At 67.2% G+C, this 21,420-nt stretch carries 14 protein-coding genes and 1 other RNA gene; 6 read left to right on the top strand and 9 right to left on the bottom strand.

Annotated features, from left to right (window positions below; genetic code table 11):
* A partial coding sequence (locus ABZ371_RS12060) for a histidine phosphatase family protein (RefSeq protein WP_358677154.1) occupies nt 1–707 on the top strand: 707 nt, incomplete at its 5' end.
* Between the two features lie 27 nt (nt 708–734).
* On the opposite strand, the gene eda is transcribed toward ABZ371_RS12060, so the two are convergent.
* Both eda and yaaA read right to left on the bottom strand, forming a co-directional pair.
* Nucleotides 735–1,379, bottom strand: a complete 645-nt coding sequence (eda, locus tag ABZ371_RS12055) for a bifunctional 4-hydroxy-2-oxoglutarate aldolase/2-dehydro-3-deoxy-phosphogluconate aldolase (protein WP_358677151.1) — start codon at nt 1,377–1,379, stop codon at nt 735–737.
* A gap of 62 nt (nt 1,380–1,441) precedes the next feature.
* Nucleotides 1,442–2,242 carry a peroxide stress protein YaaA gene (yaaA, locus tag ABZ371_RS12050; protein WP_358677148.1) on the bottom strand — a complete coding sequence of 267 codons (801 nt, stop codon included), beginning with the start codon at nt 2,240–2,242 and terminating at the stop codon, nt 1,442–1,444.
* Nucleotides 2,243–2,388: 146 nt separating this feature from the next.
* On the opposite strand from yaaA, the gene rnpB reads away from it, so the two are divergent.
* The 3 genes from rnpB (at nt 2,389) to ABZ371_RS12035 (ending at nt 6,581) form a co-directional block, all read left to right on the top strand.
* An RNA gene (gene rnpB, locus ABZ371_RS12045) (RNase P RNA component class A) lies at nt 2,389–2,790 on the top strand.
* Nucleotides 2,791–3,506: 716 nt separating this feature from the next.
* Complete coding sequence (locus ABZ371_RS12040) at nt 3,507–4,436, top strand: hypothetical protein (protein ID WP_358677145.1); 930 nt, start codon at nt 3,507–3,509, stop codon at nt 4,434–4,436.
* 39 nt (nt 4,437–4,475) lie between these two features.
* Complete coding sequence (locus ABZ371_RS12035) at nt 4,476–6,581, top strand: AIPR family protein (RefSeq protein ID WP_358677143.1); 2,106 nt, start codon at nt 4,476–4,478, stop codon at nt 6,579–6,581.
* A 27-nt stretch (nt 6,582–6,608) separates the two neighbouring features.
* On the opposite strand, the gene ABZ371_RS12030 is transcribed toward ABZ371_RS12035, so the two are convergent.
* From ABZ371_RS12030 to ABZ371_RS12020, 3 genes are all read right to left on the bottom strand, one after another.
* Nucleotides 6,609–8,225 (bottom strand): serine/threonine-protein kinase, encoded by a 1,617-nt coding sequence (locus ABZ371_RS12030; RefSeq protein WP_358677140.1) that lies wholly within the window; start codon nt 8,223–8,225, stop codon nt 6,609–6,611.
* A gap of 79 nt (nt 8,226–8,304) precedes the next feature.
* Complete coding sequence (locus ABZ371_RS12025; RefSeq protein ID WP_358677137.1) at nt 8,305–8,496, bottom strand: hypothetical protein; 192 nt, start codon at nt 8,494–8,496, stop codon at nt 8,305–8,307.
* A 12-nt stretch (nt 8,497–8,508) separates the two neighbouring features.
* Complete coding sequence (locus ABZ371_RS12020; RefSeq protein WP_358677135.1) at nt 8,509–9,357, bottom strand: helix-turn-helix transcriptional regulator; 849 nt, start codon at nt 9,355–9,357, stop codon at nt 8,509–8,511.
* A gap of 251 nt (nt 9,358–9,608) precedes the next feature.
* On the opposite strand from ABZ371_RS12020, the gene ABZ371_RS12015 reads away from it, so the two are divergent.
* Nucleotides 9,609–10,022, top strand: a complete 414-nt coding sequence (locus tag ABZ371_RS12015) for an ATP-binding protein (RefSeq protein ID WP_358677132.1) — start codon at nt 9,609–9,611, stop codon at nt 10,020–10,022.
* A 43-nt stretch (nt 10,023–10,065) separates the two neighbouring features.
* Here ABZ371_RS12015 and ABZ371_RS12010 read toward each other — a convergent pair whose 3' ends face one another.
* The 4 genes from ABZ371_RS12010 to ABZ371_RS11995 all read right to left on the bottom strand — a co-directional run bounded on the left by ABZ371_RS12010 (nt 10,066) and on the right by ABZ371_RS11995 (nt 19,124).
* Nucleotides 10,066–13,263, bottom strand: a complete 3,198-nt coding sequence (locus ABZ371_RS12010; RefSeq protein WP_358677130.1) for a DEAD/DEAH box helicase family protein — start codon at nt 13,261–13,263, stop codon at nt 10,066–10,068.
* A gap of 275 nt (nt 13,264–13,538) precedes the next feature.
* Complete coding sequence (locus tag ABZ371_RS12005) at nt 13,539–14,816, bottom strand: restriction endonuclease subunit S (protein ID WP_358677127.1); 1,278 nt, start codon at nt 14,814–14,816, stop codon at nt 13,539–13,541.
* Nucleotides 14,813–16,909 (bottom strand): class I SAM-dependent DNA methyltransferase, encoded by a 2,097-nt coding sequence (locus ABZ371_RS12000; protein ID WP_358677124.1) that lies wholly within the window; start codon nt 16,907–16,909, stop codon nt 14,813–14,815. Before ABZ371_RS12000 ends, ABZ371_RS12005 begins: the two co-directional genes overlap by 4 nt.
* A 79-nt stretch (nt 16,910–16,988) precedes the next feature.
* Nucleotides 16,989–19,124, bottom strand: coding sequence for an N-6 DNA methylase (locus ABZ371_RS11995; protein ID WP_358677121.1), 2,136 nt, complete (start codon nt 19,122–19,124; stop codon nt 16,989–16,991).
* 189 nt (nt 19,125–19,313) lie between these two features.
* Here ABZ371_RS11995 and ABZ371_RS11990 point away from each other — a divergent pair, with 189 nt between their 5' ends.
* Entirely contained in the window at nt 19,314–21,008 is a 1,695-nt protein-coding gene (locus tag ABZ371_RS11990; RefSeq protein ID WP_358677118.1) for a TIGR04141 family sporadically distributed protein, read from the top strand.
* The last annotated feature ends 412 nt before the right edge of the window (nt 21,009–21,420 follow it).

Here is a 21,420-nt window from a genome sequence, read left to right as displayed (position 1 = left end):
GCCCGGCGGCGGCCACCCCCGCGGCGGCCACCCCGCAGGTGGGCTGGGCGAGCGCTCCCGACCTGGGCGCGCCCGCCACCTTCCTCCTGCTCCGGCACGGAGAGACGCCGCTCACCCCGGAGAAGCGGTTCTCCGGCAGTGGCGGCAGCGATCCCGCGCTCTCGCCCACCGGACGCCACCAGGCCGCCTGTGCGGCGGAGGCCTTCGCCGCCCGGGGCACGGTCCAGGAGATCGTCAGCTCACCGCTGCGGCGCTGCCGCGAGACGGCCGCTGCGGTGGCGGAGTCGCTCGGCCTGGAGGTCCGTGTCGAGGACGGCCTGCGCGAGACGGACTTCGGTGCGTGGGAGGGCCTGACCTTCGCCGAGGTACGGGAGCGCCACGGCTCCGATCTGACCGCCTGGCTCGGTTCCGCCGACGCGGCCCCCACGGGCGGCGGCGAGAGCTTCGCCGAGGTGGCCGAGCGGGTGGCGGCGGCCCGCGACCGGCTGATCTCGCGTCACGCGGGGCGCACGGTGCTGCTCGTCACGCACGTCACGCCGATCAAGACCCTGGTCAGACTGGCGCTGGGCGCCCCGCCCGAGTCGCTGTTCCGCATGGAACTGCTGCCCGCCTCCCTGTCGACGGTGGCGTACTACGCGGACGGCAACGCCTCGCTGAGGCTCCTGAACGACACCTCGCACCTGCGGGGGACCCCGGCCGGTTCCTGACCGGCCGGGGCCCGGCCGCCGCGCCCGTCAGCCGCGCAGGGCCGAGGCCTCGGCCGCCAGCCGCTCCACCCGGGCCCAGTCCTTCGCCGCGACGGCGTCACCCGGCACCATCCAGCTGCCGCCCACGCAGCCGACGTTCGCCAGCGCCAGGTAGGAGGGTGCGGAGGCCAGGGAGATGCCGCCCGTGGGGCAGAAGCGCGCCTGGGGGAGCGGCGCGGACAGGGCCTTGAGGTAGGCGGTGCCCCCGGCCGCCTCGGCCGGGAAGAACTTCATCTCCGTGACGCCGCGCTCCAGCAGCGCGACGACCTCCGACGTCGTCGAGACCCCCGGCAGGAACGGCACGCCGGACGCCTTCATCGCGCCCAGCAGGGCGTCCGTCCAGCCCGGGCTGACGAGGAACCGCGCCCCCGCCCCGACGGTCTCGTCGACGTTCCGTACGGATATCACCGTCCCGGCGCCCACGACGGCCTCCGGCACCTCCGAGGCGATGGCCCGGACGGCGTCGAGGGCGGCGGCCGTGCGCAGGGTCACCTCGATCGCCGGCAGCCCGCCCGCGACGAGTGCGCGGGCCAGCGGGACCGCGTCGGCCGCGTCATCGAGGACGACGACGGGGACGACGGGGGCGAGGTCCAGCACGGAGGTGGACACGGCGGCGGGCGCGGGAGAGGTCATGGGTCTCATCCTGCCGCGTGAGTGGCACACCACGCAACGCGCGTTGCGCAGTATGCAACGCCTCAGTGGATCTCGGTGACCACCACGTCGAGCGCCCACGCCCGCCCGGACCGTTCCGGGGCCCGCGCCTCCACGGCGTAACCGAGACCGCGCAGCACCTCGACCAGCTCCGCGGGGCCCTTCGGCCGAGCACCGGCCGTCAGCAGATCACGGACCATGCGGCCCTTGGTCGCCTTGTTGAAGTGACTGACCACCGACCGCTTCTCGACCCCGTCCACCACCTGGGAGTGCAGCACCCGCACGCTCGCCGTGCGCTCCGCCACCTCGCCCGCCGGCTTCCACGCCCCGGTGTACGCGGAGGACCGCAGGTCCAGCACCAGCCCCTCGCCGGCCGCCTCCGGCATGACCGAGGCCATCGGGGCCCGCCAGTGCGCGGCGAGCGCGCCCGCCCCCGGCAGCTTCACGGCCATCGAGCAGCGGTAGGACGAAATCCGGTCGCCCACCCGGACGGCGCCCCACAGCCCCGAGAAGACCAGCAGCGACTTCCCGGCCCGCCGCCTGGCCGCCACGTCCAGGGTGTCCAGGCCCAGCGCGTCGTACAGCACCCCGGTGTAGATCTCCCCGGCCGGCCGGGTGGGGGCCGTCCGCAGCCCGGCGTTCTTGGCGACCTCGCCGCGCAGCCCCTCGCTCAGGCCGAGCACCTCGCGGGCCTTGTCCTCGTCCCCGAGGCACAGCTCGACCAGCTCGTCCAGGACGGTGGCCCGGGCATCGGTGAGACCCGGGAGGGACAGGGACTCGAGCTTCAGGGGTGCTCCGCGCCCCGGTGCGGCCTTTCCTTCGGAGGGCGGCAACAGCACGAGCACGGGGTTTCTCCTTCACACACGGGACGGGGCCCCACAGGCAGGAGACCCCTCGGCAAGGGTACGGGGGCCGCCCCGGCCGGGAGCCGGACGCCCGGCACCCGTCCCGGGCGCCCCACGCCGCCGGGTAGCATGGTGGGCACGGCAGACGAGCCGGGCGGACGGCCGCGTGGGGATCTCCAAATCCCCCCGAGGAACGTCCGGGCTCCACAGGGCAGGGTGGTGGCTAACGGCCACCCGGGGTGACCCGCGGGACAGTGCCACAGAAAACAGACCGCCCGGGACCTCGGTCCCGGGTAAGGGTGAAACGGTGGTGTAAGAGACCACCAGCGCCTGAGGTGACTCAGGCGGCTAGGTAAACCCCACCCGGAGCAAGGTCAAGAGGGACCGCCGCGAGGCGGTCCTGCGCGAACGTTCGAGGGCTGCCCGCCCGAGTTCGCGGGTAGACCGCACGAGACCGGCAGCAATGCCGGTCCTAGATGGATGGCCGTCTCCCCGGCCGCCGCGAGGCGACCGGGCGACAGAACCCGGCGTACAGCCCGACTCGTCTGCCGCCAAGAGCCTTTGACCAGGCCCGACTACGGAACGTAGCCTTCAAGGTAGCCATGCACGGGGGGACTGTGGGCACTCGTCCTGATCACTGTGCAGTGGTGATTCTCTGCGCACTACAGCCCAACTTGCCCGAACCCGAGACACCTTAGAGACGTACCCGGGATGGGAGGGAACGCAACGGAGCCAGCCGGGGGGGCGAGAACTGGGGAGATGTATGCCGGATGCTGTAACTGACGCGTTACGATCCCCCTGAGCCTGGCTCGGTGTAGTGGCAGGCGGTTCGGGGGAGTGGATGACATTCGCACAACCAGGGCGGGTAGGTTACCCGCCTTCGGCGCGATCGCCGCGGCTGGCGATTCTGCGCCCTGACAAAGACTTTCTTCGTCTACTCACAGCCGACCGCACCAAGGAGAGGTCCTACTCCCAACCCTGCCGTGACTGGCCCGAGGTCAAGTCGCACCTCGCGATTCTTCTTGCCCCCGCTGACCAGCGGGCTGATGAAGGCAGCGAGGGGAAACCGGAGCGGATCTGGGGGCTGGGTATCGTGCGCCCTGCTCGTGAGACCGACCGAGACCGGAAGGTCATCGTCACCTGTACGCGAGGCCTTCAAGGCCAGGTGCCTGCTTCAGGGCTCTGGTGCGGTGGCGGCGAGCGAGACGCCGCACTCTACGAATCCATACCGGAAAGCGGCCCTGTCACGGTCGGTGCAGATACCGTGTTGGCCAATCTCCGGCGGATCTCTCCTGATGTCGAGGCCGAAGTCCAGAGGTTGATGCCTTTGCTCGACGACGCAGAAGACTGGAGCGAGGGGGAGCTTCGCTGGCGTGATGAGCGTGACGCTCTTCTGCTCTTCGCCAAGATAGCCGGGTTGGCCCCGAACGACTTCTCGGAGGTACGTCTCTGGGACAGGACAGCTGCCGGGGCAGCGTTTATCAGCGGGCTTATCGGGACTGCGGTCCAGCCGATGCTCGACGACATTCGCGGGCGGGCAGCGACGAGGTTCAGCGGCATCGGTGAGACCGTCGTCCGAGCGTTCGCGAGTCGCGGAGGTAACCGAAGCTATGACTTCGAGGTGACGTCGATAACCGATCAGTCGGTGGTGGGCGGTCGGGAGGGCGCCCTCGACGCGTACTACTACCACGTCGAGACTCGGACAAGCGTCATGCTGCGCTACGTGCGTCCCGGCCCGAACGGGCTCCTCTCGCCTGACGCCCGCCACAGCCTGGACGAGTTCCACAGCCGTGTTCACTGCCTGCCGAGACGAGACCGGCGAAGCGTCGACGATTACAGCTTGCTGGACGACCCGCTCTTTCTCCGCATTCACGAGCGGGTGCCCTTCACTGCCGCTCTGCAACGGACGAGCCCCGGTGCGATCTACCCCTACGACCAGGTCGCCGCAGCGATCTCGGCCGCAGCGAAACCCGGTCTCCCGGACCTTGCCGTGGACTCACTCACCCGCCACCTGGTACCGACCCACTTCGCCCAGCTGGTTCGCGACGGTTGGTTCGGCGCGAGCGGCGTGCCCTTCGAAGTGGCTTTGGACTGGGTGGAGGCCACGATCGACACGGTTGGTGCTGCTTTGACGGTCGTGGACTTCAGTCCCCGGCAGCGTGGCAACGGCTCAGGGATCAAGACGTGGGCCTAGGCCATCAACAAGACACCACCAATGGGAAGGCAACCATCCATGACCAACTCGGGGGCGGACACACCTCGCCAGGTCACGCAGGTGCGCGAGCAATTGCACGAGACATTCGACGGGGTGATAGACGACAGCGACATCGCTCACTTCCGCGGGGGCAACTATGAGCAGCGCTTCCTCTCCCGTGCACTCGCAGCCCTTGCAGTACGACGTGTGGCCCAATGCACTGTGGCCGAGGCGGCCCGGTTCGTCACGGACGGCATCGCGGACCAGGGGATGGACGCCATCGCCCCCCTGCCGGAAAGCGGGCAGGCACTACTTGTCCAGGCGAAGTGGAGCGACAAGGGCACGGCTACCTTCGACGTGGACGCCGCCAAGGCGATGGTGGACGGCCTGAACCGGATCGAGAACGAGCTGTACGACCAGTTCAACCAGCGTGCCGGTGCCCTCGCTCTGGAAGCCAGGCCGTTCATCGTCAACAAGAAGGCCATCCTGCTCATCGCGCTAATGGGCACCGTGAAGCCCTCTCCGCCGGCTCTGGAGGTTCTCGACAACGCTCTCGCGGAGTTCAACAAACACGGTGCCCGCTTGAGCGTCGAGGTGTTGTACGCCGCGGACTTCCATGATCAGATCCACGCAGATCTCCGGCCGGAGCCGATCTGCCTGGATGTGCGCCTCGACGACTGGTATCAGCAGAAGGGACCACTCAACGCCTATCAGGGCACGGTCTCCGCCGAGAGCGTCGCCGAGTGGTATGAGACGCACGGCACCGGCCTGTTCGAGCAGAATCTCCGGGCCCCGCTCGGGACCACCGTCACCAACGCGGAGATCGGTCAGACCCTTACGTCCGACCCCACGAGATTCTGGCACCTGAACAACGGCATCACCATGATCTGCGACTCGCTCACGGCGAGGAACGACAGCGCCAAGGCACCGCAGAGCAAGCCGACCACTCTCACCGTCACGGGGGCGAGCATCGTCAACGGCGCTCAGACGGTACGTGCTGTCGCCAGGGCCATGCACGACGACGGTGAGGCCGCGGCCAACGCCACACTGAGCATCAAGGTCATCAACACGCATGAAGACCGGGAGTTCGGAGTCCAGGTCTCGCAGGCGGCGAACCGGCAGAATGCCATTGAGCAGCGCGACCACATCGCGCTGGAACCCGTGCACCAGGCGATCAAGGCCAACCTGCGCGCCGAACTGCGCAAGCAGTATGTGATCAAGCGCGGCGAGCCGGTGGCCGCGCCCGAGACCGGTTGTTCACTGGACGAACTCGCTCTCGCACTCGCGTGCCTGTACCCGGATGCGGAACAGGCCGCTCGGGCGGCCAGTTCGACGGAGAACCTCTGGGAGCAGGGCCCCAAGGGCAGCCACACTCTGCTGTTCAAACGCGAACCCTCTCCACAGAAGGTGTGGCGTTCCGTACTCACACTGCGAGCAGCACGGAGTGCGGTCTACGAACTGGGCAGCGGGCAGAACAGCCGTGAGGCAGCCACCGCGGAGCACGGTGGCTTTCTCGTCACCCACCTGCTTTTCCAGCATCTCGGCGCCACGAGCATCGATGACCCCGATTTCGACTGGGAGAGCGAGGTCCTGGAGAAGATCCCCGCTCTCGTACCGGATCTGGTGCGTCGGCTGACGCACCAGATCGTCACGCGTTACGGGCCACGTCCCCAGATCAGGACCGCCTTCCAGACCGTGGAGACGTGCCGGGAGCTCGCGAAGCATGTCCTCGGCGACCTGGCCGATGGTGTCGCCGTTCCTGCACCTCCCGTGAAGGAGCGTAAGCCGCGTCGTCCGAACACCGTGCCGCTCCTGGTGGACCGCCGTGTCATCAAGGACGGATCTCCTCTTCGGTACGTGGCCCAGACCGAGCCCGAGCGTGACGCCATGGAGGAGTGGCTTGCCGAGGACGAGAGCCGACGCCAGGCGACCTGGGCCAATCACCGGACCAAGCCGATCCTGTGGGCGTACGACGAGCAGCAGTACTCGCCGTCCGGGCTGGTGTCGAAGATGTGGGCGGACGCCGAGTGGGACGAGCGCCCCGTGGCCAACCAGGGAACGGCTCGCTGGTTCCAGTCGGATGACCTGAGCCTGTGGGATCTGGCTCAGCGCATCCACAGTGAAGAGGCCGAGGACGAGGCCTGACGGCGTGTGCACCGCACCGGCAGGACGTCAGTAAGGACGTAGTCCCTCCGGGCTGCGCAGCCGGGCGAGGAGATCGGCGATCTCGCGGGTCTCCTCGTGGTCCTCGCCGAGGAGGACGCACATGTCCTCGTGGAGGGCGTCGAGGACCCCCTCGGCCTCGGTGCGGCGCCCCTCGGAGAAAAGGAGCACGCCGACACTGCGCCGTAGGTCGAGAGCGGTTTCGGAGGCGTCCCCGGCCGCGTCGGACACGACTTCCAGAACCTCCTGGAATTCCCGTAGGGCGACGGTGGCCTGACCTAGGTTGGCCCGGCAGTAGGCGGCGTGCCGACGGCACTCCAGCGTGCTTTCATCGCCTGGTCCCGCCGTGCGGGCGTAGACGGCGGCCAGGGCGTCGAACTCCGGCAAGGCACGCCGGAAGTCCTCGCCGGCCATGAGGACTGCCGCGCGCTGCCTCTGAAGGCCGAGCACACGGGAGTTGTGTGCGCCGAGGGCGGTGGCCGCTGTGGCGATCGCTGCCTTGAGGACGTCCGCGGCCTGGGCGAACCGTCCGCTCTCGGCGAGGTCCGCGGACCGGGCGTAGGCGTCCCTGATCGCGTCCCGCAACGCGGTGTCGACGCGCGCCGGGATCGGTGCGGGCGCCACCGGCCCGAGCGAGGGCGCGGGCGGCGCGGTCCGTCGCAGGGGTGCGTTCGGCTGTCGGTAAACCACCGTCGGGTCGGGAAGTCCGGAAGGGGAGCCGCCATGGGTGAGGGCCAGGGAATCGGCTGCGGATCCCGGTTGCGGCAGGTGCGGCGACAGGCGCTCGTACACCGCGTAGGCGTCGACGGGACGCTGCTCCGGCACCTTCGCCAGCAGGTCCAGGGCCAGCGCCTCCAGGCCCTCCGGCACCTCGGGCCGCAGGGTGCGCAACGGCTGCGGCGGCACCTTCATGTGCTGGTGCAGAAGCTGGTACTCGTTGTCGCCACTGAACACCGGTTCTCCGGCGAGGAGTTCGTGCAGCACGCAGCCGAGCGCGTAGAGGTCGCTCAGCGGGGTGATCTGCGCGCAGTCGATCTGCTCGGGCGGCATATAACGGCTGGTGCCGATCCGGCTGCCCGTGGCCGTGAGCCGGGTGACATCCGTGCGCAGCAGTTTCGCGATGCCGAAATCCAGCACCTTGACCGTGCCGTCAGCGGCGATCAGGACGTTGTCCGGCTTCAGATCGCGGTGCACCACCGGAATGGCGTGCGCGTACGACAGGACTGTGCAGATCTGCGCCACGATCGACGCGGCCCAGCTCACCGGGAGCAGCGCCGCCCCGCCGTCCCCCGGGCCCGTGAGCACCCTGCGCAGGGAGATCCCGCGCACGTACTCCATCACCAGGTACAGCCGGTCGTACGACGCCTCGTCCAGCACCGCGTCGAACACCTGCGGCACTCCGTGATGCCCGATCCGAGCGGTGACGCGCGCCTCGCGTTCGAAACGGCGGGCGAACTCTTCCGCCTGTGCCGGCGATGCGACGACGTCGGGCCGGATGAGCTTGACCGCGATCTCACGGTCGAGAACGGCGTCGTAGCCGCGCCAGACCGTGCCCATACCGCCGGATTCGATCTCCTCGATCAGCTCATAGCGGCCCTGCTCGCCGATTCTCCGTGCCTGCGCCACGCGTCGCGCCCCCGTCGTCCTGATGTCACGTCAGTCGATCGCTGTACACGGTACCTATCGGCGGGGCGCGCGGCAGGGGTTACAGCAGGTGGTCGGCTTTGCCGGCCTTGATATCGATGATGAGGATGCGCAGGGCTTCAAGGGAGTCGGTGAGGTATCGGTCCTCTTGGCCGTTGACGGCTATGTAACCGTTGCCCTCGGTGTCGGTGCCGAGACGGAAGCAGGAGCTGCCTTCGGCGCAGTACGGGGCTTCCCAGGTGATGTCAGCCATCTTGGCGTCTCCTCATAGCTGTTGGGCGATCTGGCGGATGAAGTCGTGGGACTGCTCTGGCGGCAGAGCCAGACTTTCCAACAGATCGAGTTGCGCCCGGTATTTCGCCAGCTGACTTTCGGCGTGGAGAAAGGTGGGCCCGTGGGAGCTGTCAACCTGCACCGTATCGAGCTGCGGTACGGGCCCTTCGATGTGGACGACCGTCTGTCCTGCACCAGGGAAGGCGCCGTGCGAGAAGGGGAGGACGAGCACGGTGACGTTCTCCCGCTCGGAGACCTCCAACAGGTACTCCAACTGGGCACGGGCCACGTCGGTACCGCCGAACTGCATCCTGAGTGCGGCTTCGTGGATGACAGCGACGTACGGGACCGCCCCGTTGCCGGTGATCACCTGCTGACGTTCCGCACGCAGGGCGAGTCGCAGGGTAACTTCGTGCTCGGGCAGTGCAGGAACCGCAGCCCGGAAGATGGTCATCGCCTGTTCCGAAGTCTGGAGCATGCCTGGCACATGCACGGTGTTGGCCCCGCGCATGCGCACGGCGTTACTCTCCGCTTCCGCGATGTCCAGCAAGCCTTGGGGCAGGATGCCTCGGTAACGCTCCCACCATCCCGTACTCGCCTGAGCCATATCGACCAGCGCCTCGACGTATGTCTCATCGGTCACGTCGCAGTTGCAGGCCAGTGTTCGCAGGCGGTCGGCGCTGATGCCCCGGACCCCGGACTCGATGTTGGAGATCTTGCCTCGGTCCACGCCCAGTAGGCCTGCCGCGAACTCTGCGGACACGCCTGCCGCAGTACGGATACGCCGCAGCTCACTTCCCAGACGCTTCTGCCGTTCCGTGGGGGTCGTCCTCGGGGGCATAGGTTCCCTTCCATACAGGGACGTCGCTCGGTCGCCCTCGGAAGCCATCTCACCCTGCTGTGGTGAATTCTCTTGAGCGCGTGGGAAATTTACCACTCATTGCTCTACTGTCAGTGTCGCGCAAGTTACACACCGCAATGCCGGAAGCGCACCGCGCGAGCATGCCCGTCCGCCCTGGGACGGGTGTGCCCGCGACCAGGGCGGTAGGCCACCGGCGACCCCAAACCCCTCACAGAGTCGCGGAGTTCGCCATGCCCGAAATCCCTCTCGTCCCTGCCCACTGGCGCTTCCCCGCCCATCCCGCCTCCGTACGCCGAGCCCGGCACGCCGTCACCGAATCGCTGCCGGACGTCCTCCGCCCACACCTCGGCGACGACCTGGGCCTGTTGACCTCGGAGCTGCTCACCAACGCCATCCGTCACGGTGCCTGCGGGAAGGACGGGGACCTCGTCGAACTCGTTCTGTGGCCGGCCGACGGACACTACTGGCTGGCCGTCTCCGACCCAGGAACCGGCAAACCCGTTCCGGCCCACCCGGGCCCTGACTGCGAGAACGGCCGAGGCCTGCTCCTCGTCGAGAGCCTCGCCACCGCCTGGACCGTCCGGCCCCGCCCCACGCGCGGAACGTCCGTGATCGCGGGGCTCTCGTTCCGCCAGGGAGGCTGACCAGGGGAAGTGGCCGGCAGGGAGCGGGCGGGGGCCGGGCGGGTCAGGCCGCGTCGTCGTCGATGTTCTCCTCCCGACGGATCATTCGCCAGGCCGCCCGGCGCGCACTCTGGTTGAGCGACTGCTTGAAGCTGTCGTCGTGGCTGAAGTACTGCCGTCCCATGTCGGCGATGGTGTCGATGTGTTCGGCCATCTTGTCCTCGAAGACCTCATCGAAGACGAGCCCGAAGTTCTCCTCGTCGTTGACGGCGGCGGCGCGGACCTTCGGGTCAGCCTTCGCCTCTGAGAACGGCGTGATCACGTCCTGATCGGTGAAGTCGGTGCCGAACTTGTCGTTGAACTTCTCGATCAGCTCCGACAGCAGCGACTTCTCCTGCTCCTTGGCACCGCCCCCGCCTTCACCGAAGCCGCGCAGCTCCGCGGCTCCCTCGGCGGTCAGCGCGAGGTCGTGCTGGCCGGTTCTTTGGATACGCAGGTGGCTGAGGTCGACATCTCCTATGTCGACGCCGCCGTCTCCGCGTCGCGGCAGGCGGTTGAGCAGGTGGCGGCCGTAGAGGTAGAGGCATTCGAGGTCAGCATCGCGGTAGGGCACGATCTGCGAGAGGAAGCCGTACTTCCGCACGTAGTCGTTGAGATCCGCGCGGAACTGTTCGGCGGCCTCGGCGGCTTCCTCGTCGGGGTCGCCCGCCTCGTCCTTTCGATCCAGCAGCTCGGTGAACCGCGCGACGGCGGGGCCCAGATGCCGGTACAGCTCCGCATGGAGCTTCTCCCAGCGGGCGGCCGAGCCTGCTGCCTTCTCCTCGGCTGCCAGATAGGCGTCCGCGAACTCCCGCATCTCCTCCTCGACGAGGATGTCGGCCCGCATTACCTGGCTCTGCGCGGTGTAAAGGAGATTGGGGTCGGAGGGAAGGGTGTTCGCCTCCTCGAAGTACGGGCGGAAGGACTCCTTGATGTCCTCGGCGTCGTTGACGAAGTCCAGTACGGCCAGGTCCGCCTGCGACTTGCGGTCGGCGGTGCGGTTCAGACGGGAGAGGGTCTGGACGGCGCTGATGCCCGCGAGCTTCTTGTTCACGTACATCGTGGTGAGCAGCGGCTGGTCGAAGCCAGTCTGGTACTTCTCGGCGACGACCAGGATGCGGTACTCGCGCTGAGTCGCCGTCCCGCCCGTGCGCACGGCCTTGTCGTCCTTGCGCGTGTACGCGAACGCCTTCGGCAGCGCGGACTCGGCGAGGCCGCCGTTCTCCTTCGGCTCGGTGGTCTCCTCGCCGTCGTACGTCAGGCTGCCGGAGAACGCGACAAGGACGCCGGGGTCGGCGTACGCGTTGTCGCCGATGTACTTCCTGATGGCACGGGCCATTTGTACGGCGCTGTGCCGGGAGGCCGTCACCACCATGGCCTTGGCACGCCCGCCGAGTCGGCCGGCGGTGTGCGTGCGGAAGTGCTCGACGATCACCTGCGCCCGTTGCGTCACGGTGGAGTCGTGCGTGAGCGCGTACCGGGCGAGCAGGGGGTTCGCCTTGGACGGGTCCACCTCGCGCTCGGCCGGGTTCTTGTTCACCAACTTCCAGTATGTGTCGTACGTGACGTAGGTGCGCAGGGGGTCGAGGATGAAGCCTTCCTCGATGGCCTGGCGCATCGAGTACGTGTGGAAGGGGACGTACGCCGGCTTGCCGTTGACGGTGTCCAGGGTGCCGAAGAGTTCGAGCGTCTTGGCCTTGGGCGTCGCGGTGAACGCGAAGTAGGAGAGGTTGGAGGCCTTGCTGCGCTGGGTGGCTTTCCGGCGGAGCTTGGCATCGGTGCTTGTCGCAGGCGCCTCGGTCGCTCCAGCCTCATCGGAGTCGGAATCCAGGCCCAGGTCACGCAGCGCCGCGCGGACGGCGGTTGCCGCATCGCCGGACTGCGAGGAGTGGGCCTCGTCCACGATGATCGCGAAGTTGTGACCTTGGATCTCGGTCGGATTGCGGCGCAGGTAGTCGATGAGGGCGGGGAAGGTGTGCAGCGTGACCGTGATGATCTTTCCGGTCTCGCGGGACAGCGCCTTGGCGAGCTGGTCGGACTTCGCGCCGTGCTTCTCGTCGATCTTCACGACTAGACCAGCGGTCTTCTCAAAGCTGCCGACAGTCTCGCGCAGTTGGGCGTCGAGATTGCGGCGGTCGGTGATGATCACGACCTTGTCGAAGACGGGCGCACCGGGCTTGAGTCCGGCGGCCAGGGCGTCGGGGTCGATCTCGGCGGGGTCGGTGGGCGTGTGCAGCGACGACAGGCGGTGCGCCAGCCACCCGATGGTGTTCGACTTGCCCGAGCCGGCGGACGCCATGCCGAGGTAGTTGTGACCGGCACCGTGGCGGGCCGCGTGGCCGGCGAGCTTCTTGACGATGTCCCACTGGTGGTAGCGCGGGAAGATCAGTTTCCTGCGCGTCCGTCCGTCCGGGCCCTTCTCCCTGCTGAGATGCACGAACCGTTCGATCAGGTCCAGCCAGGTGTCCCGCTCCCAGATCTGTTCCCAGAGGTACGAGGTTGCGTACGTCCCGGGGACGGTGGGCGCAGGATTGCCGGCACCGCCCGGCTTCCCCGGCCCTTCCGAGCCCGTGTTGAACGGTAGGAACCGCGTCAGCTTGCCGTGCAGTTCGGGCGCGACGTAGACCACGTCCGTGTCCACGGCGAAATTCGCGATGACGCGGCGCGCGAAGATCAGCTCAGTGGGGTCCCGCTTGAGTCGGTATTGCTCCTTGGCGTGCTCCGCCCCCTGCCGTGTCAGGGCGTTCTTCAGCTCGGCGGTCGCCAGCGGAATTCCGTTGAGGAACAGGGTGAGGTCCAGCTCGTTGCCCTTGTCCGCCTGCTTCGCCGCGTACTGCAACTCCTTGACGAAGGTCAGCCGGTTCGCCCGGTAGTCGTCCAGGACGGCATCCGACGCGACGAGCGAGGGCTTGAAGTAGGCGAGCCTGATCAGAACGCCGTGGTCCTTCACGCCCTTGCGGAGTGCGTCCAGCACACCGTCGGTTCCGATCGCCTGATCCACGCGCTTGGCGAACCCGGCCCGGGCGACGTTGGGATCCCCGCCGTAGAGCGCGATCAGTTCGGCCCAGTCGGCCGACTGGGTCATGCCGATGAACTCGAAGAGCTGGGCGGTGTCCAGGCTGAGTTGGGGTTGGTAGTGCGATCGGTTTCCTTCGCTCCAACCCCGTTCCAGCAGGGCGGCGACTATGGCGTTTCCGAATGCTGCTTCGTCATGGACGGACATGAGCGGTTATTCCCCCGTTTTCTGGTGACCAGATAGGTGATTCACGGCAGAATTTCAAAGGATGGTGAGTTGTCGTGGGCCAGGTTGAAATCCATGGTGTGGGTTGGGGCAGGCGTGGTCCACGCAGGGGGGCGGTGCCGCACCCCGTCCCGCCTGTGGCGAGTCAGTCAGCCCTTGCGTTCGCGTAACGTCTAGCTATGGTTCTGTAGTTGTCTACCGGAAAGCACGTGTTGAACGGTAGGGGGCGGCAGGGCGCCGCGGGAATCATTACGCGATCATTCCTGGACCTCTCGTCCGGTGGCGATAGACACGTCGATCTCGCCGGTGACGGCGGCAGTGATCAGGGCTTGGCGGTGCTCGTCTAGCAGCGTCTCCTGCGCCTTGAACTTCGCCAGCAGTTGGTCAATGCTGCCGAGTTGCCTATCGAGAGATGCGACGATCACATCTTGCTGAGATCGAGAGAGAGCGGGTACAGGGAGCTGCTTCATGGCACCCACGTTGAAATGTGCCTGAATGCTGCCGACGGAGTGTTCGGAAACACGTTCACGCACATAGTTGGAGTTCAGTAGATACTCTAGATATTTCGGGGACATATGTCCGGGGCGAACCAGGATCAGGTCAATGCAGTTGGCCCCATCCAATGAAGCGGGCACTACTGCTGCTGCACCAGCTTGACCGGTCCGCACTACAACGACGTCACCAGCCCGCAGCCGTGACTTGCGGTTCTCCGCGTGCCCTTCTTGGCTGATGTATACCAGGTCTGCGACAGCGATCTTGCCGGGCTGCACGTTGAGTCCCCTGAGTGCGGGCACGCCGCCGTTTTCCACATACCACTTAGCTGGCGTGATGACGATTCCGACCGTAATTTCCTGTGCTAGATATTTCAGAGGGGTCAATCCGTGTACTGATGCCCTGTTGTCAAAGCCGAGCTCGGCGTCGATGATCCTGTTGCGCTTCAATCTAAGCAAGTTCCCCATTCGGCGCCGATTAGTGGTAACCCTGTCGATGCGAACGGTCTCGGCGTCGAGGAAGTCCGCGATGCGGCGCTGTTCTTCTAGTGGAGGCACTGGAATTGGCGCGTTGCCTAGACTCTCGCGGTTCAACTCGATCTGGTTTGTGGCCCCAACTGCGAGCGCTGCGTACACGTACTCCTGGAACGGCCGTGAGGCAAGCCAATAATAGGCGAATCTCGGATACAGTTCATCACTTTTCGTTCGCGCGATTGTGACGTGGCTGTCGGCCATGCATGGAATATCATCGGGTGCGCCAGTGAAGAAACCAACTCGACCGAGAGTTCCTGTCCCAGTTGAGTTGATCAGGACGTCTTCCTGCTGCAGGCGACCTTTTAGTTTCGTCGCGTCACCATGGAAGTTGTGAAATCGTGTACGGGACCAGTCAAGTCCGTCACTTTGATTTGCAGCCTGGCTGATCGCGCGTACTGGTCCATCCTCCGCATAATTCGGGGCCGACCCACGATTCAGCACGCACGTCAAGTGTTTTAGTCGCGACGCCCCCCAGCTGCTCGGCAGACAGGCTCCGAGTGCAGAGCTCATTCCGTCACCTCGCCCAGTAGCGCCTGGATCTCGGCCTCCAGAGCCTTCAACTCCCCGTCGATTTCCGCCAACGGCCGCGGCGGCTTATACACGTAGAAGTGTCGCGTGAACGGGATCTCGTACCCGACCTTCGTCTTGCTGTGGTCGATCCACGCGTCCGGGACATGCGGCAGAACCTCCCGCCGCAGGTATTCCTCCACGTCCTCCTTCAGCGGCACGTTCTCGTAATCCCGCAGTTCCGGGTCCGGTTCCGGCTCGCCCTTGATGCGCTGGACCTCGCCCTTCGGGTCACGGACGCCGACCGCTTCCCGCAGCGCCTTGCCGAACGGCGCACCCGTCGGCCACAGCAGGCCGGCCGCGACGACCACGTCCTTCAGGTCGATCCACGCGTCGGATTTCGTCGTCCAGGACTTGCCGACCAGCGGGCGCAGTGCCTCCGCGAACGTCTCGGCGTCCGTGGCCCTTGCAATCGGCTTGGACGCGGTGATGGCCGTCAGCGTCTCCTCCGTCACCTCGAAGCGGAGCTTCAGCGGCCGTTCGACGGTGATCCGGTGATACCCGAAGTCCTCGTTGCGGAAGACCTTGATCTTCCCGGCGCGGTCGGCCAGATCGTGGCCGCCGCCCTTTTCCGCCGCGTCGACGACTGCCAGCGCCTCCGTGTAGAGCCTCGTGATCTCGGAGATGTGCTGCTCGCCCAGTTCCTTGCGCTTGTCGCCGAGCGACTTTCGCATCTTGCGCCAGTAGTCGCGCGCGTCCAGCAGGACGACTTTGCCGCGCCGGTCCCGGGCCTTGCGGTTGCTCAGCACCCAGAAGTAGGTGGAGATGCCGGTGTTGTAGAAGAGCTGGTCGGGCAGAGCGACGATGCCCTCCAGCCAGTCGTTCTCCAGGATCCACTGCCGGATCTTGGACTCACCCGACTCCGCCGCCCCCGTGAACAGCGGGGAGCCGTTGAAGACGATGGCGATCCGGCTGCCGCCCGCCCCCGACGCGTCCACCGGCTTCATCTTCGAGATCATGTGCTGGAGGAAGAGCAGCGAGCCATCGTTGATACGCGGTAGGCCGGCCCCGAACCGCCCGCTCTCACCGAGGCGTTCATGTTCGTCCTCGACGGTTTCCTTGACCTTCTTCCACTCCACGCCGAACGGCGGGTTGGCCAGCAGGTAGTCGAAGGTGGTGGGCGTGTTCCTGTCCCTCTTGGAGTCGTCGCTGCTGAAGCCGTCGTCACTGAAGGAGTTGCCGAACTTGATGTTCTCCGGGTCCTGTCCCTTGATCATCATGTCCGACCGGCAGATGGCCCAGGACTCGGGGTTGAGTTCCTGGCCGAAGACCTTGACCGTGGCGTCCGGGTTATGGGCGATGATGTGCTCCTCGGCCGCGCTGAGCATGCCGCCGGTCCCGCAGGCCGGGTCCATGACTGTGCGGACGGTGCCCGGCAGGGCCAGCGCGTCACTGTCCGGCGCGATGAGCAGGTTGACCATCAGCCGGATGACTTCCCGAGGCGTGAAGTGCTCACCGGCCGTCTCGTTGGACTGCTCGGCGAAGCGCCGGATCAGCTCCTCGAAGACGTATCCCATCTGGTGATTGGTGACGACCTCGATCGGCTTGCCGTGCTCGTCGAGCACGACATTGCCTTCCGCGTCCCTCTTCACCGGCCGTAGGTCGAGGTCGGCGAACCGTCCGACCACCTGGTACAGCAGGTCCGCCGCGTCCAGCCGCTTGATCTGCTGGGCGAAGTCGTACCGCTCCAGGACTTCCCGGGCGTTGGGGGAGAAAGCGCCGTAGTACTCGCTGAGGTACTTCGCCGCGTGGGAGGCGTCGCCCGCGATGGCCTTCAGCGTGTAGGTGCTGATGTTGTAAAAGCTGTGGCCGGACGCCTTGCGCAGAAAGCGGTCGGGGTTGATGTCCTGGTTCTCGTAACGGGCGGCGACCTCCAAGACCTTGTCCTTGGTCGGGGCGAGGACGCACTCCAGGCGCCGCAGCACGGTGAACGGCAGGATCACCTTGCCGTAGTCGGACTGCTTGTAGTCGCCGCGCAGGAGGTCGGCGACCGACCACGCATGGTTGGCCAGTTCCGTGTGCTTACTGCTGTTCAACGCTGTCCTTCCGGAGTTTCGCCGTCCCCGAGGGACGGAGAGGTCAAGTCTGGCCGTTCGCGGTGCCGGGCCGCAGGTTTCACGCCGATCCGTGACCGCGCGGCATCAGCGCGCCGCCGGTGAGTCCGATGTTGAGGAGACGTGTGACGTCCTCGGCGGTCCGGTCGGCCCGGCGCGCGGCGGTACGCAGTTCGTGCAGGCTGCGGAACGCGGCGCCGTAGCGCTGCTGCTCTGCGAGCGGGAGCAGGGGAACGCGTAGTCGCCGGGGGTCCACCCGGATGATGGATGTGCCGGTGGCCGCTGCATTGACGTTCTGCTCCGCCGCGAGGAACCCGGCCAGGAACCAGGGGTCGAGCCGACGTTGGTCCGGGCGGAAGAGCAGCAGATGGGGCCCCAGGAAGCAGCCGGCCTCGTCCGGCTCGACGACCCGGGCCACGGCCGTGCGTCCCACACGGAGGAGCTCTGTGAGAAGCACGTCACTTGCCTGGACCAAGGGGAGGGCGACGCCGGCGGGAAGATCCGCTTCCGTTCCGGAGGCGGGCCGGTTCTCGAAGAGGTCGGCAGCCGTGAGCGCCGGTCGTGCGCCGGGTTCTGCTTCGGGCCGGGGCTGCGGTTGGCCGCTACGGGTCCGGCTCCGGGTCTGGCGGCCCGGGGGCGTGGTGTGGAGCAGACTGAGTGCGCCACCGCGAAGAAGGTCCGAAACCGTTGCGGTGCGCCAGTCGCGGGGCCGGTCATCGGCCGGCGGCCAGTTTCCGTCGGTGCTGAGGCCGACCAGGTCTGTCGCCGTTCGACTGAGTTGGTCGTACAGCTCCGATGCCTGCCGGGACAGCAAGGCGGGGCGCAGTGCTTGTCGGGAAGCCGTCCGGATGCGGCGGGCCGGAGTCAGGTCCACGGCTTCGTCCAGGAGATCGGTGACCGGCATGGCGGCGGCGATACCCGGCGCTCCGGTGAAGCCGTCCTGGTCGGTGAGGTAGGGCCGCCACACCGAGAGTACGGTGCCGTCGACGGTGGCCCAGTCCAGATCCCTGTTCTCGGAAGGGGCCGCATCGACGAGCAGGATCGTCCCCGGGGCTTCAGCCTGCGGATCGGGCCGTTCGAGCACCCACAGGTGCAGGCCGATGTGGAGAGGGGTGGCCGCGCCCTGGGGAAGCGAGACGACCGCGCGGAGAGCTCCGTCCCGTACGAGCTGAGCCCGGATGCGCCGGCCGGCGGTGCGCTCCGCGACGGCGGGCGGCATGAGCAGTACGGCACGTCCCCCAGGCGCGAGATGGGCCAGGCAGTGCTGAACCCAGGCGAGTTCGGGCTCGCCCTTGGGAGGCACGCCGTAGGCCCAGCGTTGGTCGTAGGCCAGGTCATCGTGTCCCCATTCACGGACCCCGTAGGGGGGATTACACAGGACGGCGTCCGCGGTGAGGCCCTTGAAGGCGTCGGAGCGCAGGCTGTCTCCCGTACATACGGTGATAGCCGCCTCGGGGGCGCTCAGCCGGAGCCGCACGGCGGCCTGGGCAGCCTGGGCAGCCAGGATGTCCTGGCCGTGCAGTTCGGTCGCCCCTGCGGATGCCGCTGCGGCGAGCAGTGATCCGGTGCCGCACGCGGGGTCGAGAACGCTCACGGGGAAAGCACCCGTGCTGTCGGTCAGGAGCCGGGCCATGAGGTCGGCCAAGGGGCGAGGCGTGAGATAGGTGCCGGTGCCCCCCGTGTCTTCCAGCAGGCGTTCGGCCAGGACATCCGTCGCAGCCTCGGCGCCGTCCGTGACGACGCACTGCAGCAAGGCCCTCAGCGGCCCGGCCGCCTCGGGGGTGTATACGGCGTCTTCGGTTCCCGGGAAGCCCTCGGCTCCGTCGTCCGCAGCTGACCGCACCCATCGCAGCAGTGCGTCGTCACGCAGTGAGGGAAGGGCTTCGCGTTCTCCCCGGTCCAGCCGGGCAGCCGCGAGCACCACAGGGAGCAGGTGCAGGGCCAGTTCGCCGCCACCGGGGCGGGTGCGCAGTGCGGTGCGAAGCCGGTCCGCAGGTGTGTCCTCGGGGAGTTGGCCACGGGCAGAGAGCCACGCGCGTACGGCGTCGAGGTCGTAGGTGGGGCTGATGTCCGTGCCTCCCGCAGGGGCCGGAAAGTCCGGGTGCCGACGACGCCAGTTGCTCACCGTGGCGCGGGTGACTCCGGCCAGCCGGGAGATGTCGGCGGCGGTCACGAAGGCACTGGCCTGCTGGTTCATGGACTCCTGCCGGGTGACGTGGGGGCGGGCGTGCTGGACGGCTTCATTCTATACCGACATCTAACTGGTGTGAACTGTTTGACAGTGCTTTCAGTTACCGCTCTACTGGTTGTGCTTTCACTTGGCTTCCCGGCTTTCCCGGATCTCCCGGGCTGCCCCCTGCTCACAAACGTCGAATGGAGCGGCACCATGGCCACCAGCACCTCCGGCACGTCCAAGCGCACCCTGTATCGGCTCACGGGTGTCGCTCCCACGGTCGACGCGATGTTCGACGTCCTCGACCCGGATCGGCTCGAAGCCGTTGACGCGGAACTGCACGTCCCGGAGGAGCGGTTGGGCGTTCCGGCGCTGCTGGTCACCGGCAGCTTCGAGCAGCCCGTCGCAAGCTGGTGCGGCGAGATCAATCGCACGACCGGGTGCGAGGTGTCGCGGCCGGTGAACCGGTCGGCCGGACTGCTGATGCTCGTGGTCGACGGCGAGGTGTATGCCATCGGCTACGACCAGGGCTTCCGTCTGGTGCCCGACCGGGTCAAGGACCGGCGGTTCGGGCTGAGTTTCGTGATCCGCAGGGTGAACCCCGCCCAGATCCGGGACATGGTCTCCCATACGCCGGGCGGTGGCCGGACCGATATCACCCTTGTGCCCGGCGGTGCTCCGGTTTGGAGCCTGGGTGTCCAGGAGCACGCGCAGATCGTGCGGCGGCTGGGCGGTCGGCTGGACGGGATCCAGCTGACGATCGCGCAGAACGACCGTACGAAGATCTCCAGCGTCGAGGGTGGTACCGGGCTGCGGATGCACCTTGGTATTGACGCCGCGGACCTGGTCGCCGACATCCGGGCCATCGCCCGTGTCATCCGGGACGAGGCCCAGGCTCCGGAACTGGAGTTCGTCGAGCACATCGTTCCGATCAAGGACACCGACCTCCTCACGCGGTTGGAGGAGCGGCTCGACGACATGCTGGGCCAGCTACCGGACGGACGTATCGCGGTCGCCGTCCCGTCCGATCACTGGGAGGACTACGGCGCCGCCCAGGCGTTCGCCACCAAGGTGCACAGTGCGGAGGCGCGCCTCACCGACGACTTCAGCCTGGAGTACGTCCTCAACCGGGCTCGCGTGCAGAGGGCGGGAACGCGTTTCGCCGCGCTCCGGGACGGCACTGTCACCCTCTACGCGCACACCCGGGCGGAGAAGGATGACGTCATCCGGACGTCGAGCGTGCTGCGGTGGATCGAGGCGGAGGTGGCGCTCGGTGCCCGCCGGTTCTTCCTGCTGGACGGGCAGTGGTACGAGATCGGTGAGGCGTACCTGGAAGCCATCCGTTCGCAGGTGGAGCGGCTCATCACCGCCACGTCCTCCGTCGACCTCCCGGTCTGGGCGCTCGGGGACAAGGAGCGGGACTACAACGAGTCGGTGCCCGACCTGCGGCCCGGGTACGTCTGCTTCGACCGCGACAACGTCCGGACGGCGCTGCACCGGGGCAACGGCGTGGAGATCTGCGACCTGCTCAGCCCGGACGACGTCCTGGTCATGGTGAAGCGGGCCAAGGGGTCCGACGCACTGAGCCACCTGTTCGGTCAGGCCGTGGTCGCCGTGCAGACTCTGCTGCACTCGCCGGAGGCCATGGATGCGTTCGCTCGCAAGGTGGCTGCGGCCCGACCTGGCAAGGTGTTGGCGGAAGGCTTCCGGCCTTCAAAGGTCACCTTCGCGATCCTGCTGAAACGCGGAACCGATCTCACCGCAGACACACTCTTCCCGTTTTCCCAGGTCACCCTCGTGCAGACGGCCAAGCTCCTTGAGGCGTGGGGTGTTGAGGTCGAGGTCATCGGTATCCAGGCTGCGACGGTGCCTCAAAGCCGGACGGGAATCCGCCACCTGGCCGCGTAACGGGGCCCATCTGGCACGTACACGGGTGCTGTCGATCAGATGGGCCGGTGCTGAATTTTCTTCAGCCTCGGCTTGACCGTACTGGTTAGGTGCGAGATCGGTCGCGGCGAAGTTGGCCGGGTGCCGTTTGAGGGGCGACCGGACGCCCTCGGTCGGGCTTTACGTAGCCATCAGGGTAGCCATACAAGTACACTCCCAACACGTTTGCGCAGGTCATAGCGCTGCGGCGACTCTCCCCGGCGTACAGCCCGACTCGTCTGCCGCCTCTCTGCCGCTTGCCTTCGAAAGGGCCTCCGACCACCCTTGGGTTCCAGTGGTCGTCGCAACACCCCAGCTGAAGGGGTGCGGTGGAGTTCGAGATCCGGAAGGACCGGAAGCCGCAGGGACGGAAGAAGCTGACCCGTGAGCGGGC

Origin of the sequence: Streptomyces sp. NPDC005899 (assembly GCF_040629645.1) — a bacterium.
Classification (GTDB): Bacteria; Actinomycetota; Actinomycetes; order Streptomycetales; family Streptomycetaceae; genus Streptomyces.
This window is presented reverse-complemented; position numbering and strand designations above follow the sequence as displayed.